Annotated in this window: 1 protein-coding gene; it reads left to right on the plus strand. The window is 36.7% G+C overall.

Annotated elements, in window-relative coordinates; all coding sequences use genetic code 11:
* Nucleotides 1–267, plus strand: a 267-nt coding sequence (locus ACM2FC_RS23680) for a queuosine precursor transporter (RefSeq protein ID WP_498483482.1), incomplete at both ends; no start/stop codon positions are given.

The following is a 267-nucleotide window of genomic DNA, read 5'->3' on the forward strand; positions in this document are numbered from 1 at the left end:
GAGCTACGAAACAATCGTACATTCGATTAACTCTGTCTTTATGGCTTCAATGCTCTCTTATTTTATTTCAGAGAACGTCAATGCTTACTTACTGCATAAAATCAAACAATTAACCCAATCTAAGTGGTTATTCATTCGTGTCTTCTGCAGCACCTTTTTTGCATCATTGATTGATAGCGCACTCTTCATATTTATCGCTTTTAGCGGTGTACTAGACCACGAAACACTCATCACTATGTTTGTCTGCCAAGTTATCGTAAAAACTCT

The organism is Vibrio sp. A37, assembly GCF_059777565.1.